Here is a 14,456-nt window from a genome sequence, read left to right as displayed (position 1 = left end):
CACCGGGTCTGGCCTGGCACCTTTTTTGAGGCGCTGGCCGCTGCATGCCCGCTTTAAGTGAAGTAAAACTTTACTTTTACGCGGCGTCACTTTACTCATTTATCTGGTGCACAAGGGGATTTTTATGGCGTATTCAGGCTCAGGCCGCGTCAATATCGTGTCGCTGGCAAGCGGTGAAACACTGCTCGTCGAAAACGATTCACAGGCTTATACCCTCAGCGAACCCAGTATCGTCATCTTACAGGGCGCGCCTTCTCAGGTTTCTGTCTGGCAGAGGCAGGGCAGCGATTTGATCCTACATCAGGATGGCGGCGTCTCGCGTTTTCAACAGTTTTTTAGTACCGATCCTCAATCGCAAAGCCAGCTGATCTTTCAGGATGGCGCGACGCAGCAGCAGGCGCTGTTTGCTGGCGGAACAGAGGATACCGAAACAGCCGTGACGCCGACGCCGACGCTGGCTGCGATACCGGCAGCTGCCGAATTCATTGATTCCACACTGATTGTCAACAATACGACCGCGCCCGTTGATAGCGCAGCGGCAGCCGTCGCCACTTCTCCCACGGCGCCTGCGCTAACGGCCAGCCCGGCCACCGCGACCGGCACTATTGCCGCAGAAGCCTCGACCACGCTGCCGATGCTGACCATTAATCCGGTTTCTGTCGATGACGCGGTTAACTATAAAGAGGGCGTTTACGGCGTCGAAATTACCGGTACCAGCACGCAGCTGGCCTCCGGTACGCGGGTAGAGCTCACGCTGGACGGTAAAACCTGGTCCGGCTACGTCAACAACAACGTCTGGTCGGTGCAAATTGGTGACAGCGACCTGGCGGCGATCAAAGACGGCAGCTACACATTTTCCGTCAGCGCCATCGACGCCAGCGGCAACAGCATCAGCGCCACTCGCGATCTGCTGCTTATCAGCCACTACAACAGCAGTAGCCCGCTGGTTACCACCGATGAGCTGACGCTGGCCGACGTGACTTATCAAAACGGCGAGCCGATCTACACCGTGACCGGCACAATGCAAACGCCTTTTCCGCTGACCATGTTTGCCGTTAAGGGCGAGATCGAGAGCTATCGTACCGGTACCCTGAATGCGGACGGCAGCTGGAGCGTGCAGCTCACTTCCCAGGATATCCATACCCAGCAGGGACAAAACGCGCTGGTGCTGGGCGTCCAGGACGGCGCGGGCAACTGGTTTGAGCAAATGATCTATGTTGCTACCGATCTGGTGACGCCGGTCGGCACGGGCGGCGGCGGCGCGGAAGTGCCGGTTCCCGTTCCGCCGATTGAGAACCCCACGGACGGCACGCCGCCGACGCCGGATAACCCAGGCACCACATCGCCGGAAACGGGCGGCGGCGCGGTTGCTACGCCGAAGCCGACTATTGCCACGCCCTTTGGCGACGGCTGGCTGAATCACGATGAGAAAACCCATAGCGAAACGCTGAGCGGCACGACGGGCGTGACGGGCAGCGGTCAACAGGTAGCGATCAATATCAGCGGCAGCCGCTATCAGGCGACGGCGGCGGACGACGGTAAATGGAGCCTGGCGCTGACCTCCGCCCAGCTGATGGGCACTGATTTCTCTACCGGCAAGCACTGGATTAACGTCTACGCCACCAATGCCGAAGGCGAAAGCGGCAAGACCGGCGCTTACTTCTTCACCGATATCAGTACGCCGCATGTCAGCGTCGATACGCTGCCGAACACGGATATCAACCTGAATAGCGCCCGGCAAAACGGCCTGGTCTTTACCGGCTCGGGCGATGCGGGCGACGGCCTGACGCTGACGCTGGGCACTCAGACCTGGCAGACGCTGGTCGGCTTCGACGGCACCTGGCGGGTAGACATCACGCCGCAGCAGGCGCAGCAGCTGCAATTGGGCAACTATACGCTGAAAGCCAGCGTGACCGATCCGGCGAAAAATACCGGCACGGAGACGCAGGATATTACGTTTTACAACGGCGAGGCGACGCCGGCCGCGGCTGTTGACAGCGCCTCCGCCGACCATGCAGCCGCGACCGCCGGGCAGGCGACCGCAGCCGCCCAGCCTGCAGCGGACAGTACCGGCGTGCTGCTGGCCGCCACCGCCGTGCCGCATCCTACTATCAATACGCCTTTTGGCGATGGCTGGCTGAATCGCAGTGAAAAGCTTGACGGTCAGACCCTGGTCGGCACGACCGGCGCGACCGGCAGTGGTCAGACCGTTATGGTGAAGATCAACGGCGTCGACTACCAGGCTGCGGTGACCAACGATGGGAACTGGCGTCTGGATCTGAACACCGAAACGCTGCTGCACAGCGAATTTAATACCGGCAAGCGCTGGATCACCGTGACCGCCAGCAACGCGGAAGGCGAAACGGGCAGCACCCAGGCTTACTTCTTTACCGACGTCAGCACGCCGCAAACGGCTATCGACACCCCAGCAGACGGAACGCACATCAATCTCAACCAGATTGCCGAAAACTATCGCTTTACCGGCACGGGCGATGCGGGCGATGCGCTGACGCTGACGCTGGGCGCGCTGACCTGGCACACTACGGTCGATTTTGACGGCACCTGGCAGGCGGCGCTGACGCCGCAGCAGGCGCAGCAGCTGACCGCGGGCGACTACAGGCTGGAGGCCACGATTTCGGACATGGCGAAAAACGTCGGCTCCGGTTCGCTGGCGCTGGACTTTTACAACGGCAGCACGTCGCCGACCGTAACCATTAACAGCCTCTCCGACGACAACCGTGTCAACCTCAACACGCTTACCGATGATTACGCTATCAGGGGAACCGGCGAGGTGGGCGCCAGAGTTACCCTGTCCATCGGCTCGCTTGCACTCGGCTCGGCTACCGTAGGGCAGAACGGCGAATGGACAACCTGGCTTTCCGAAAACGACGCCAGGCAGCTGACCGCCGGTAATACCACGATACTCGCCAGCGTGCAGGATTCGGCCGGACATGAACACAGCGCGTCGCTAAGCGTGGAGCTTTATGCGGCGGACGTGCAGCCAACGCTGACCATGGATACGGTGGAAATCAACGATATCGTTGATTACGCCAACTATCAGAACGACGTCCAGCTGCACGGCGACAGCTGGGGTCTGCATACCGGCACCGAAGTCACCCTTACTCTGGCCGACAAAACCTATACCGGTTATGTTTACGCCAATCACTGGATGGCCACCATTCCATCAGCGGATATAGAGGCGACGGCGGACGGCTACTACAACCTTAAGGTCAGCATCGAAAGCGCGAGCGGCAACGCCAGCGCCAGCCGTGACGTCCTGCTGCTGTCGCATCTTTACAGCAGCGATCCCGTGCTGACGTTTAATGCGCTGACGCCAGAAGATGTCGTTTATCACGATGATAATGCTTACTACCTTATCAGCGGCACAGTGACAGAACCGCTCCCTGTAGACAAGCTGTCGTTTTATGGCGGCGAGCTGCTTAATTACTACGCTATCAATGTGGCCGCGGACGGCACTTTCACCGCCGAGGTACCGGTAAGCGAATATACCTCCATTTCTTCTACGCCTGGTTTTTACGTGTCCTATCAGGACGCGGCGGGTCATTGGTATGAGACGCGGGATACCGTCACTCTGCCGGATGCGCCAGCCACAGTAGAAACGGCCGATCAAAGTACGTTTAGCCTGCTTGCGGAGGCTAATCCCCTGGATGACGTTAGTCACGCCAGCGCCACGGATGCGCAAGATAGCAGCGCAACAGCCGTAACGGAAAGCGGCGCTACCGGCGGTGAACCGGCCGTAGCCAGCCACGTCGAGGGCATTGCTCCCAACGCTGGCACGGAGGGCAATGAGACCTTTACGCTCTCCACGCTGAATCTGCTCAGCAACCTGAACGGCGGTGCCGGTCACGATACGCTGGTGCTGGACGGCTCGCACGAAGCGCTGGATTTCGCCTCGCTGGGCCTGAAGATTAGCAGCGTTGAAACCATCGACCTCGGCACGTCCGGCAGCAACAGCCTTACGCTGGGGCAAAAGGATCTGCTGGCGCTGACCGACAATGCCAGCGAGGCGCTGACCATCAAAGGCGCAGACGGCAGCGCGGTAACGCTGAGTACCGCCGAAGGCGGCGTCTGGAACGAGGCGGGCATGCAGACGATCGCGGGTCAGCAGTTTGATCTCTATCACAATTCCTCCGCAAGCCACGAAGGCACGCTGGCGGATGTCTTAATTCAACATAACCTACAGGTACAGACTGCCTGACGTAACAGGCCGGCGCGGGATTGCCGCACCGGCCGTTTTTTCACCAAAAAGGAAGAAGGAAGAGAGGACCAGGATGAAGAAAGTGTGGGTATCTTTGTGCCTGGCCGCGCTGTGCGGCACCGTGGGACAGAATGCGCTGGCAGCAAAGCAGCAGAAAGTAGAATTTAACTGGCGTGCCGCTCCCACCGAGGAGCAAATCTCAACGCTGACGCTACGTGAAGCTATCCTCCGGGCCTTTGCCCGTAATCCGAAAATCTCCGAGGCCGCCGCGCAGATCCGCGTGGGCGAGGCCGATCTGGATGCCGCCGAAAGCGCCTGGTATCCGCAAATTTCCCTGGCGGCGACCGGGGGACGATCGCACACCACCGACTCCTCCGGCAGCCTCAACAACAATGGCTCTGGCGGCATTACCCTCAGCCAGCTGCTGTATGACTTTGGCCGCACCGGCGGCGCTATTGACGAACAGCATCACCTCTCCGAAGCCTATCGTTTCGCCCTTTACGACACCATGACCACGGTGGCGCAGGATACGCTACAGGCCTATTTACAGGTCAAACGCTACCGCGCGCTGGTGGAGGCGGCCAAAAACAACGTCGCCTCGCTGGAACATGTCAAGGATATCGCCCATATGCGCGCCGACGCCGGGCTAAGCTCGCAGTCGGATGTGCTCCAGGCGGAAACCCGCATCGCCGGGATGCACGCGACAATGGAGCAGTACCGCGCTTCAGAACGCTCTGCGCTGGCGCAGCTGACGGTGCTGACCGGGGTGGTGCCCAGCGCGCTGCCGGAGCTGCCGCAGTCGCTGTTGAATCAGCAGATCACGCTGGACAGGATCGCCTACGAAAAAAGCGCGGCGGTGCGCAGCGCGCAGGCTAAACAGGAAGCGGCAATCGAACGCGTTCGCCAGGCGTCTTCTAACCACTGGCCGACCATTAAAGTGCAGGCGGGCCGTACGCGTTATGAAAACGCTACCCGATCCTACTGGGACGATGAGCTACAGCTTCAGGTAGAAGCGCCGCTCTACCAGGGCGGTCTGGTCAACGCCAGAACCCGCGCGGCGGAAGGCGACCGCGAAGCAGCGCAGGCCGCCGTCGAACAGTCCAAGCTGGATATTAATCAGAGCGCCTCCACCGCCTATGCCGACATGATTGGCGCGCAGCAGCGCCAGACGGCAGGCGAGCAGCAGCTGAGCAGCGCCGACCACACCCGCTCGGTTTACGCCGACGAATACAAATTAAATAAGCGCAGCCTCAACGATTTACTGAGCGTTGAACAGGATGTCTTTCAGGCTGACAGTAGCCGTCTGACCGCGCTTTACGACGGCTGGGACGCCACCGTGCGCTACGCCTCCGCTGTCGACAACCTGCTGGATATTATGGGCATCGATCGTGAAGCCACCAGCGGACAAACCCTGCCATCGCTTTGATGCCAAACAAGATAAGGCCGTACTTATGACCAAAACCGCTAGTACTGAAAACTGGATTGACGCGATGCTGCGCGTGGCGGCGCGCTTTGGCAAACCGGCGGATGGCTCCACGCTGCGTCAGCAGATGCGCTGGTTCGAGCATCTGACGCCCGCGCAGCAGCTGGAGCGGCTGGCGGGCCTGCTGGGCCTGCATCTGACCATGATGCCGCGCGATAAAATTCGCTGGCGGCAGGAGGTGACGCCGGTGGTGCTGATTATGGAAAACGGCAGCGTGGTGGTGGTGGAAACCATCGATACGGAGGGCAAAGCACGCTACTGGCTGAGCGACGGCGGCGACGTGGTGCGGGAAAGCGAGCTGGCGCTGCTGCTGGCGCAAAGCCAGCAGCAGGTGGGCATTGTCGGCGTGGCGGCGCGCGGACGCGACGCGCGCATCGACGAATTTGTTCAGCCGTACAAAAAACACTGGTTCTGGGAAAACTTTCGCGGCATGGGCCGCCGCATCATGGAGATTTCGCTGGCCTCGGTGGTCGGCAACGTGCTGGCGCTTGCCGGCATCCTTTTCTCCATGCAGGTTTATGATCGCGTGATCCCGGCGCAGTCGGAGCCGACACTGTGGGTACTGTTTGCCGGCGTGCTGATTGCCGCCGCCATCGAGTATGTTATTCGTTTGATGCGCACCCAGGTTTCGGATCTGATGGGAAAGCGCATCGATCTGAAAGTCTCCTCCATGCTGTTCGCGCGCGCGATGAATATTCGCAACGAAGCGCGGCCCAAATCCACCGGATCTTTTATCTCGCAGCTGCGTGAAATCGATCAGGTACGCGAGCTGCTGACCTCAACCACCGTGGGCGCGGCGGCAGATATGCCTTTTGTGATCCTGTTTTTGTGCCTGATGGGCTTTATCGGCGGCCCGCTGGTGATTATTCCGCTGCTGGCGATCCCGCTGATCGTTATTCCGGGGCTGCTGGTGCAGTTCCCGATGGCGAAGCTGGCGAAAGAGGGGCTGCGCGAGGGCGCGCTGCGTAACGCGGTGCTGGTGGAAACCATCGAAGGCATCGAAGACATCAAATCCTTACAGGCGGAACCCTATTTCCAGCGGCAGTGGGAACAGACGCATGAGGTCAGCGCCACTATCGGCATGCAGCAAAGGCTGTGGGGGGCAAGACTAACCGGCTGGGCCTCGACGGTTCAGCAGCTGACCTATGCGAGCATGCTGGTGTTCGGCGTTTACCTGGTGCTGAACGGCGAGATCACCACCGGGACGCTGGTCGCCAGCAGCCTGCTCTCGTCGCGCACCATTGCGCCGCTGATGCAGCTGACGATGGTGTTTTCACGCTGGCAACATGCCAAAACCGCTATGGCGGGCCTGGATGAGCTGCTGAAGAAACCGCTGGATCAGCCGGAAGAGGGCGAAATGGCGCACTGTCCCACGCTGACCGGGCACTACGATCTGCGCGGCGTGCAGTACAGCTACGATGAAGAAAACGTCAAAAACGTGGTGACCATCAACCAGCTGCAAATCAAGCCGGGCGAGCGGGTGGCGATCCTCGGCAAGGTGGGCGCGGGGAAATCCACGCTGCTGAAGCTGTTGGCTGGTCAGGCGCGGGCAACACAGGGCAAAGTGATCGTCGACGGCGTGGATGTTCAGCGTATCGATCCGGTAGATCTGCGCCGCCAGCTGGGCTGGCTGTCGCAGGACTCGCGCCTCTTTTTTGGCACGCTGCGGCAAAACCTGATGCTGGGCAATCCGCACGCCAGCGAGCAGGAGATGCTTCAGGCCCTGAAGGTCAGCGGCGCACTGAGCCTGGTGCAGCAGGATGCATCCAGCCTTGACCGTATTATCAACGAGGGCGGGCGCGGCCTGTCCGGCGGGCAGCGGCAGATGGTGATGCTCAGCCGGATGATCCTGCGGCAGCCGCAGGTGGTACTGATGGACGAGCCGACCGCCTCGATGGATGAAGCGCTGGAAGAGTATGTGATCCGGCAGATGCAGGGCTGGCTGTCGGGGCGCACCCTGGTGCTGGTCACGCACCGTCCGGCGCTGCTGAAGCTGGTGGACAGAATTATCGTTATGGATAACGGGCGTATCGTGGCGGATGGGCCGCGCGATGACATTTTACGCGCCGCCGCCGCGCAGACGGCGAAGCAAAACGGCGGACAGGGGGACGCAGCATGAGCCTGATACTGATCGACCGCAGCCTGAAACGTAACGAAAAGCGCACCTCGGCTATTATCTGGCTTTGTACCGCCGCGCTGGCGATCTTTTTTGTCTGGGCGCACTTCGCCATTCTGGATGAGGTCACGGTCGGCACCGGTAAAGTTACGCCGTCCAGCCGCGCACAGATTATTGACAGCCTGGACGGCGGCATCGTCAATCAGCTGAACGTACATGAAGGTGATATCGTCGAAAAGGGCCAGGTACTGGGCCGTCTCGACCCTACGCGCTTTCAGTCCAATTTCGGCGAGGCGGCAGCTAAAGCCCGCACGCTGCGCGCCTCGGCGGAACGGCTGCGTGCTGAACTGACCGGCGCGCCGCTGGCGTTCAGCGCCGAAACGCTCAAGGAGCCGGAGCTGGTGGCGCGCGAGACGCAGCTTTACCAGTCGCGTCGACGCAACCTCACGGAAACGGTCAGCAATCTTACCCAGTCGATGAAGCTGGTGCAGGACGAGCTGCGCATGACCGAACCGCTGGTGGCGAAAGGCGCGGCGGGGCAGGTGGAGGTCATCCGGCTGCGTCGGCAGATTAGCGATCTGCGCGGTAAGATTGACGAGGCAAAAAACGATTACGCGGTACGCGCGCGCGAGGAACAGGTTAAAAACAATGCCGATCTGGATGCTCAGCTCCAGGTGCTGACCGGCAAAGAGGATCAGCTGACGCGCGCCACGCTCTACTCGCCGATGCGCGGCATCGTCAAAGATATCCAGGTCACCACGGTCGGCGGCGTGCTTCAACCGGGGGGTAAGCTGATGGAGATTGTCCCGCTGGAGGATCAGCTGCTGATTGAAACCCGCATCAACCCGCGCGATATCGCCTATATCCGTCCGGGATTGCCTGCGGTGGTCAAAATCACCGCCTACGACTCTTCTATCTACGGCAATCTGGATGGCGAAGTGGAGACGGTGTCGCCGGATACGCTGCAGGACGAGGTTAAACGCGACCAGTATTATTATCGCGTTTACGTACGTACGCAGAAGGCAGAGCTGGTTAATAAGGCCGGCAGAAAATTCCCTATCGTGCCCGGCATGGTGGCGAACGTTGAAATTAAAACCGGCCAGAAATCGGTCATGGATTACCTGGTTAAGCCGCTGAATAAAGTTAAAGAGTCGCTGCGCGAAAGATAATTAATTACGCCACTGAATAGTGAATGAAATAAACTTTTTTCGTTCGCCGTTCAGTGGTTTTTTTTGGTCTTAATTATAACCGCAGCAACAGCGGGGAATTGCGCATAGAGCAGGCATAAAAAAAGCCGAACACAAGGTTCGGCAGAAAAATAGGGTAAAACAAAACATTCGGGGTGAATGAAGGTAATAATGAAATAAAATGATGATAGCCCGTATATTATAAACCAAAATGCTACGTCTTTTTATCATTCAGTGCTCACACAGGTAACATTACATAACCCTATGAATATTTGAAGATTAGGTATTACTTGACATTTAGTGCGTTATTTTTTATCACTGCGTGCGGCCATAAAGTTCCCACATATTATCATTTTGTAATATTTGAATTACAAAATGAAACACATTCGGAAATTTAGTAGCATTTTCTTTATAGATAATTACTGACCGCTCTCTACCATGAGGGTGCCGACTGAATTTTCGACGTTCAGCACGCAGTGGTAAATAAGGCATATAACAAGAGGGTAATACAAAATGAAACTTCGCGTTCTCTCCCTGGCCGTCCCGGCCATGCTGATCGCAGGTTCTGCCGGCGCGGCAGAAATCTACAATAAAGACGGGAACAAGCTTGACCTGTTTGGCAAAGTAGACGGCCTGCACTATTTCTCCGATAACGACGGCTCCGATGGCGACCAGTCTTACCTGCGCTTCGGCTTCAAGGGCGAAACCCAAATCAGCAACGAGCTGACCGGTTACGGCCAGTGGGAATACCAGGCGGCGCTGAACACCACGGAAAATGAAGGCACCGCAGACAGCTATACGCGCGTCGGCTTTGCCGGTCTGAAATTCGGCGATGCGGGCTCTCTGGACTATGGTCGTAATTACGGCGTGGCTTACGATATCGGCGCATGGACCGACGTGCTGCCGGAGTTCGGCGGCGATACCTACGGCGCGGACAACTTTATGTTCCAGCGCTCCAGCGGCCTGGCGACTTACCGCAATAACAACTTCTTCGGTGCGGTTGAAGGCCTGAACTTCGCTATCCAGTATCAGGGCAAAAACAACAGCGGCTCCGAGCTGGACGGACGTGACGTGCTGGCGCGCAACGGCGACGGCTGGGGTTTGTCCACCACTTACGATCTGGGTTCCGGCTTCGGTATCGGCGCGGCGATGTTCAGCTCTGACCGCACTAACGAACAGAACAATAACACCAACGGCATTTTGGGGAATGGCGATAAGGCCACGGCCTATACCGGCGGCCTGAAATATGATGCTAACAACATCTACCTGGCGGCGATGTATACCCGTTCTTACAACGCAACCCGCTTTGGCGACAGCAGAAGCGACGACAGCATCTACGGTTACGCCAACACGGCGGATAACTGGGAAGTGGTAGCGCAGTATCAGTTCGACTTCGGCCTGCGTCCGTCTCTGGCGTTCGTCAGCTCTCGCGGCTCCGATATCGAAGGATACGGCTCGCAGAACCTGAAAAAATATGTGGATGTAGGCGCGACTTACTACTTTAACAAAAACATGTCTACCTACGTTGACTACCAGATCAACCTGCTTGATGACAACAACTTTACCAACGCTGCCGGCATCAACACCGATGACGTAGTGGCGCTGGGCTTAGTATACCAGTTCTGATTTCCGCGGGAGCGCGCCATGCGCTCCCGCTTCTTAACTCTTCGCCGTTTCCCTGCGCTTAGCGTACCTCCCTGACCACTTTCTCAGCGAAAACGTGGACGATTGAGCTGTCTGGTATGCGTCTGCTTGTAATGCTTGTAGCCTGAAAAGATAATCAGTGCAAGACAGACGAAAGGTAGCAGAAAGTAGATCATAAAGACCTCCATTATTGCGGCAAAGCGCCGCGGTAAAGTGGGTTCAACGGGTATACTGAGTAGCATCCGCCAGAAGATCAACCCCGCCAGGTTCGGCGCCATGCTGCATTTTCACGCTTTCAGGACCAAAACTATTGCAGGGAAATTTGCGTAATATGAAGAAGAAATGGCTGTACTATCCTGTTATGGCAGCATTTATCCTGGTTTCCGGCTGTGACCGTCATCGTGAAACCGTTGGCGCGTCGGCCATGGTGCTGGAAGGACGCACTATGGGAACATTCTGGAGGGTTAGCCTCGCCAACGTTGACCCCGGGCTGAAAGAAAATCTGCAAAAAGCGGTGCAGCAGCAGCTGGATAATGACGATCGGGAGCTGTCGACCTGGAAAGCCGATTCGGTGCTTTCGCGCTTTAATCAGTATCGCGGCAGCGACCCGCAGCCGGTCAGCGACAATATGGCGGACATCGTCACTATGGCGCTGCGCATCGGCCAGAAAACGCACGGCAAGATGGATATCACCGTCGGGCCGCTGGTCAATCTGTGGGGGTTTGGCCCTGCCAAACAGCCTGCTACCGTGCCGACACAGGCGCAGATTGCGGCGGCGCGTGCGCTGACCGGCCTGCAGCATCTGCGTGTTATCCAGCGCAGCGAAGGGGCTTATCTGCAAAAGGATCTGCCGGATCTTTATGTCGATCTGTCCACTATGGGAGAAGGGTTCGCCACCGATCATCTGGCGCGCCTGCTGGAAAAAGAGGGGATCAATAACTACCTGGTTTCCGTTGGCGGCGCAGTGCTGACGCGCGGCAAAAACGCCGAAGGCAAGGCGTGGAAAGTAGCGATCCAGAAGCCTACCGATAAAGAAAACGCGGTGCAGGCGGTGGTGGATCTTCAGGGGCACGGCATCAGCACCTCCGGCAGCTATCGTAACTATTATGAGCTGAACGGCAAACGCATTTCGCATGTGATCGATCCGACCACCGGCGAGCCGATCCAGCACAAGCTGGTTTCCGCAACGGTGATCGCGACCACCGCGCTGGAAGCGGACGGCTGGGATACCGGCTTGATGGTGCTCGGCGAAGAGCAGGCGAAGGCGCTGGCGCTGCGCGAACAGCTGGCGGTTTATCTGATTGTGAAGCAGGGTAACGGCTTTAGCAGCTGGATGTCGCCGCAGTTCAGCGCTTTTCTGGTGCCGGAAGCGCAATAGCGGCATTTACTCACGGGCAACGGCCCGCTAAGGAGCTTTTATGCTGGATTTATTTAGTGAAGAGACGCCCTGGCTGGAGCCGCTGGCGGAAGGGGCGGCTATCCTGCGTCGGCGCGCGCGGGACGAGGCGGCAGCGCTGCTGGCGCTGGTTGACGATATCGCCGCGCGAAATCCTTTTCATCACCGCATTACGCCGGGCGGACACCGCATGTCGGTGGCGATGACCAACTGCGGCGATTTCGGCTGGTCGACGGACGCGCGCGGCTATCAGTACAGCGAATACGACAGCGTTAGCGGCCAGCGCTGGCCGGCGATGCCGGATCGCTTTCGTCAGCTGGCGATGGCCTGCGCGGAAGAAGCCGGTTTTCCCCATTTTCAGCCCGATGCCTGCCTGATCAACCGCTACGCGCCGGCGGCGAAGCTCAGCCTGCATCAGGACAAAGACGAACAGGATATGCGCCAGCCTATCGTTTCTGTTTCTCTGGGTCTGCCCGCCGTGTTTCAGTTTGGCGGCTTCGGGCGGGGCGACGCGGTGCAGCGCGTGCTGCTGGAGCATGGCGACGTGGTGGTCTGGGGCGGGCCGTCGCGCCTGCGCTATCACGGCATCCTGCCGTTAAAAGCAGGCAGCCATCCGGCCACCGGCGCGTTTCGCTATAATCTGACCTTCCGGCGCGCTTTTCGGTAAACGAGAATTATTATTGCTATCGTCCCGCTTCTCATTAAACTGCAGGCTGCTCAGAATAATGGGATAGTGTTATGGAGTTGCTTCGCGTCGTTTACCGCCAGTATCGCTGGCCTTTTGTGCTGGTAATTGGCCTCAGTTTACTGAGCGCCGCGCTCGGTATCGGGCTGATCGCCTTTATCAACCGCGAGCTGATTGTTTCGCTGAACGCCGGCGTCTGGCTGCTGCCGTCTTTCTTTGGGCTGCTGCTGCTGCTGATGGCGGTGACCCTGGCCTCGCAGCTGGCGCTGACGCTGCTCGGCCACCATTTTGTTTACCGGCTGCGCGGTGAGTTTATTCGACGCATTCTGGATACCCAGATCGAACGTATCGAACAGATCGGCAGCGCCCAGCTGCTGGCCGCACTGACCAGCGACGTCCGCAGCATTACCCTCGCCTTTGTGCGCCTGCCCGAGCTGATTCAGGGCGCGATCCTGACCCTGGGTTCGGCCGCTTACCTGGCCTGGCTGTCGCCGAAAATGCTGCTGATCACCACCCTCTGGCTGACCATCACCATCGTTGGCGGCTGGCTGCTGGTCTCCAGGGTCTATCGCCATCTGGCGAAGCTGCGCGAGCTTGAAGACGCGCTTTACGTCGACTATCAGACCATTATCGAAGGGCGCAAAGAGCTGGCGCTTAACCGCCAGCGCGCGCAGCAAATTTACGAGACGGTTTATCAGGAAGACGCTCGCGCCTGGCGCCACCATATTGTGCGCGCCGATACTTTTCATCTCAGCGCGGTGAACTGGTCGAATATTATGATGCTGGGCGCCATCGGGCTGGTCTTCTTTATGGCTAACGGCCTGGGCTGGGCGAATACGGCGGTGGCGGCGACCTATTCGCTTACGCTGCTGTTTCTGCGCACGCCGCTGCTTTCCGCCGTCGGCGCGCTGCCTACGCTGCTGAGCGCCCAGGTCGCCTTTAACAAGCTCCATACCTTCAGGCTGGCGGCTTACCAGGAAAGCTTTGAGCAGCCCGCCGCCGCGCGCGCGTGGCAAACCCTGGAGCTGCGCGATGTGGTGTTTCACTATGGCGACGGCGGCTTTGCCGTCGGCCCGATCGACATGACGCTAAAACGCGGCGAGCTGGTCTTTCTGATCGGCGGCAACGGCAGCGGCAAATCCACGCTGGCGATGCTGCTGACCGGACTGTACCAGCCGGTATCAGGGCAAATCCTGCTGGACGGTGTACCGGTGGCGGCAACGGAGATGGCGGACTATCGACGCCTTTTCTCCGCTATCTTTACCGATGTTCATCTGTTTGACCGCCTGATCGACGCCAGCGGCGAGCCAGCCGATCCGGCTCAGGTACAGCTGTGGCTGGAGCGCCTGCATATGCAGGATAAACTCAAGCTGGAAGGCAACCGGGTGCTGAACCTTAAACTGTCCAAAGGGCAGAGCAAGCGTCTGGCGATGCTGCTTGCTACGGCGGAGCAGCGCGATATTTTGCTGCTGGACGAATGGGCCGCCGATCAGGATCCGCATTTCCGCCGCATCTTCTACCGCGAGCTGCTGCCGTGGCTGAAAGAGATGGGCAAAACCGTTGTCGCCATCAGCCATGACGACCACTATTTTCTGCACGCCGACAGGCTGCTGGAAATGCGTGAGGGAAAACTAGGCGAGCTGATCGGGGAAGCGCGCGATCGGGCTACGCTGGATGCAGTAAAGCGTACCGGTACCGATTAGTCCGCCGACGGCGGCTTGCCGTC

Annotated in this window: 8 protein-coding genes; all 8 read left to right on the top strand. The window is 58.8% G+C overall.

Features of this window, described 5'->3' with window-relative positions:
- Nucleotides 1-124 precede the first annotated feature (124 nt).
- On the top strand, nt 125-4,219 hold the full coding sequence (locus EGK14_RS06255) for a hypothetical protein (RefSeq protein ID WP_125288224.1): 4,095 nt from the start codon (nt 125-127) through the stop codon (nt 4,217-4,219).
- Between the two features lie 73 nt (nt 4,220-4,292).
- Nucleotides 4,293-5,645 carry a TolC family outer membrane protein gene (locus tag EGK14_RS06250; RefSeq protein WP_125288223.1) on the top strand — a complete coding sequence of 451 codons (1,353 nt, stop codon included), beginning with the start codon at nt 4,293-4,295 and terminating at the stop codon, nt 5,643-5,645.
- Nucleotides 5,646-5,670: 25 nt separating this feature from the next.
- Nucleotides 5,671-7,821: a type I secretion system permease/ATPase gene (locus EGK14_RS06245; protein ID WP_125288222.1), complete on the top strand. Its 2,151-nt coding sequence runs from the start codon at nt 5,671-5,673 to the stop codon at nt 7,819-7,821.
- Nucleotides 7,818-8,987, top strand: coding sequence for an HlyD family efflux transporter periplasmic adaptor subunit (locus EGK14_RS06240; protein WP_125288221.1), 1,170 nt, complete (start codon nt 7,818-7,820; stop codon nt 8,985-8,987). The genes EGK14_RS06245 and EGK14_RS06240 overlap by 4 nt, the downstream gene beginning before the upstream one ends.
- 531 nt (nt 8,988-9,518) lie before the next feature.
- Nucleotides 9,519-10,631, top strand: a complete 1,113-nt coding sequence (ompC, locus tag EGK14_RS06235) for a porin OmpC (RefSeq protein ID WP_125288220.1) — start codon at nt 9,519-9,521, stop codon at nt 10,629-10,631.
- Between the two features lie 349 nt (nt 10,632-10,980).
- Entirely contained in the window at nt 10,981-12,027 is a 1,047-nt protein-coding gene (gene apbE / locus EGK14_RS06230) for an FAD:protein FMN transferase ApbE (protein ID WP_125288219.1), read from the top strand.
- 40 nt (nt 12,028-12,067) lie between these two features.
- Complete coding sequence (gene alkB, locus EGK14_RS06225; RefSeq protein ID WP_125288218.1) at nt 12,068-12,712, top strand: DNA oxidative demethylase AlkB; 645 nt, start codon at nt 12,068-12,070, stop codon at nt 12,710-12,712.
- 71 nt (nt 12,713-12,783) lie between these two features.
- Nucleotides 12,784-14,433, top strand: coding sequence for a multidrug ABC transporter permease/ATP-binding protein (locus EGK14_RS06220; protein WP_125288217.1), 1,650 nt, complete (start codon nt 12,784-12,786; stop codon nt 14,431-14,433).
- Nucleotides 14,434-14,456: the final 23 nt, after the last annotated feature.

Origin of the sequence: Erwinia sp. 198 (assembly GCF_003937915.1) — a bacterium.
Lineage (GTDB): Bacteria > Pseudomonadota > Gammaproteobacteria > Enterobacterales > Enterobacteriaceae > Erwinia > Erwinia aeris.
Note: the sequence above shows the minus strand (reverse complement) of the source record. Positions and strands in the feature narration are given on the sequence as shown.

Excerpts from the sequence above, each read along its gene's own strand:
- EGK14_RS06255 (WP_125288224.1), top strand. The coding sequence starts at position 125 with ATGGCGTATTCAGGCTCAGGCCGCGTCAATATCGTGTCGCTGGCAAGC.
- EGK14_RS06250 (WP_125288223.1), top strand. The coding sequence starts at position 4,293 with ATGAAGAAAGTGTGGGTATCTTTGTGCCTGGCCGCGCTGTGCGGCACC.
- EGK14_RS06245 (WP_125288222.1), top strand. The coding sequence starts at position 5,671 with ATGACCAAAACCGCTAGTACTGAAAACTGGATTGACGCGATGCTGCGC.
- EGK14_RS06240 (WP_125288221.1), top strand. The coding sequence starts at position 7,818 with ATGAGCCTGATACTGATCGACCGCAGCCTGAAACGTAACGAAAAGCGC.
- ompC (WP_125288220.1), top strand. The coding sequence starts at position 9,519 with ATGAAACTTCGCGTTCTCTCCCTGGCCGTCCCGGCCATGCTGATCGCA.
- apbE (WP_125288219.1), top strand. The coding sequence starts at position 10,981 with ATGAAGAAGAAATGGCTGTACTATCCTGTTATGGCAGCATTTATCCTG.
- alkB (WP_125288218.1), top strand. The coding sequence starts at position 12,068 with ATGCTGGATTTATTTAGTGAAGAGACGCCCTGGCTGGAGCCGCTGGCG.
- EGK14_RS06220 (WP_125288217.1), top strand. The coding sequence starts at position 12,784 with ATGGAGTTGCTTCGCGTCGTTTACCGCCAGTATCGCTGGCCTTTTGTG.